Source organism: Streptomyces sp. AC555_RSS877 (assembly GCF_019049245.1).
Lineage (GTDB): Bacteria > Actinomycetota > Actinomycetes > Streptomycetales > Streptomycetaceae > Streptomyces.
In genome coordinates, this window is the sequence record NZ_JAGMUK010000175.1 from 1 (window position 1) to 2249 (window position 2249).

1 protein-coding gene is annotated in these 2249 nt (G+C 69.5%); it reads right to left on the bottom strand.

The window, feature by feature from the left end; genetic code table 11:
- Positions 1-2249 (bottom strand): non-ribosomal peptide synthetase (locus KUM49_RS38385; protein WP_217241585.1); only part of this gene is annotated, 2249 nt, incomplete at both ends.

A 2249-nucleotide genomic window follows, 5' to 3' on the forward strand; every position in this document is an offset into this window, starting at 1 on the left:
AGGAACCACAACCGGCGCTGCGCGAACGACAACGGCACCCGCTCCGGACGCACCCCCGCCACCAAAGCCGGACGCGCCACACCCCCCTGACCCAACCGACCCGCAAGCCCCGCCGGCGTCGGCACCTCGAACAACGTGCGCAGCCCCACCTCCACACCCAAAACCGCACGCACCCGACTCACCAGACGCGTCGCCAACAGCGAATGCCCACCCAGCGCAAAGAAATCGTCATCCACGCCCACCTGCTCCAGGCCCAGAACCTGCGCGAAGGCCTGGCACAGAATCTCCTCCTGCACCGACGCCGGCACCCGGCCCCCACCCGCCCTGAGCACCGGAGCGGGCAGCGCCTTACGGTCCAGCTTCCCGTTCACCGTCAACGGCAACTCCGGCAGAACCACGAAAGCCGACGGCACCATGTACTCCGGCAACCGCCCCGCCGTGAAATCACGCAGCTCGGAACTCGTAGCGTCACCGACCACGTAGGCGACGAGGCGCTTGTCACCCGGGGTGTCCTCCCGCACCACCACCGCCACCTGCCCGACGCCTGGATGCCCAGCCAGAACGGACTCGGTCTCGCCCGGCTCGATCCGGAAACCACGGATCTTCACCTGCTCATCGGCCCGCCCCGCGAACACCAGACGGCCCTCCGCCGTCCAGCGCGCACGGTCCCCCGTCCGATACATCCGCTCACCCGCACCACCGAACGGACACGCCACAAACCGCTCACCAGTCAGCCCCGGACGGCCTACGTACCCCCGCGCCAACTGCGCGCCCGCTATGTACAACTCACCCGCCGCACCCACCGGCACCGGACACAGCCACTCGTCCAGGACGTAGATACGCGTGTTGACGACCGGCGCCCCCATCGGCACCGCCGGCCCCGACCCGTCTACCGAACCGGTGGTCACCATCACGGTCGCCTCGGTCGGTCCATACGTGTTGATCAGCGACCGATCCCACGACCACGCAGCAGCCTGCGCCACGCTGATGGGCTCCGCGCCCACCACGACCGTGGATAGCTCCGGCAACTCCGCCGGGTCCAGCACTCCCAACAGCGACGGCACCACACTCGTCGCCGTCACACCGATCCGCCGCACCATCTCCACCAGAAGCGACGTGTCGGACCGCTCCACCGCCGACGCCACCACCAACGTGCCGCCCGACGCCAACGTCACCGCCATGTCCAGCACGGACGCGTCAAAGCTGAACGACGCGAACTGGAGCACCCGAACGCCCGGCTCCGCACACAACAGCGGCCCCAGCGCCCCCACCAGGTTCACCAGCCCGCCATGAGTGGCCGCCACACCCTTCGGACGCCCCGTGGAACCCGAGGTATAGATCACATACGCCAGCCCGGCGCCGTCCACTACCACCTCGGGCGCCACGACCGGCGACTCCGCAAGCGCCACCACGACACCCGGATCGTCCAGGTCGACCACCCGCACCCCGGGCACGGACAGAGTGGCCAACGACCCACCACGACCCACCACGACCCCGGCCGCGCTGTCAACCAGCATGAATTCCAGCCGCTCCGCCGGATGCTCGAGGTCCAGCGGCACATACGCCGCCCCCGCCCGCCACACACCCACGACCGCCGCCACCATCTCCACGCCCCGCGGCAGGCACAGACCGACCACCGACTCCGCACCCACGCCAAGAGCCCTCAACAGATGAGCGAGCCGATTCGCCCGGGCATCCAGCTCCCCATACGACAGCTCCACTCCGTCGCACATCACTGCCAACGCATCCGGATCCACGGCCGCCCAGGCCGCGATCCGCTCGGGCACCGAGCCCTCCGACACCTCGGCTGCCGTGTCATTCCAGCGCTCCAGCACCAAGAACCGCTCGCCCGGGCTCAGGATGTCCAGCGCACCCAGCCGAAGATCCGGCGCCTGCACCGCCGCCTCGACGACACGCAACAGCCACTCCGCCAACCGCTCGGCCGTCACTGCGTCGAACACGTCGGCCGCCACGACCAGCCGACCAGTGAGGCCTGCCGGGGCGCCGTCCTCGTCGATGACCTCGGCAACCATGACGTCCAGGTCAAACCGGGTGCTGTGCTCCCCCGACAGCTCCTGGGTGCTGATCCCGTCGACGCCCAGACCTGGCAGATTCAGCACCGCATGCTCGTTGTTCTGCACCGTCAGCATCACCTGGAAGAGCGGGTGCCGCGCCGCGGACCGGGCCGGCGCCAGCTCCTCCACCAGCCGCTCGAACGGCACATCCTGATGCGCATACGCCTGCAGCCC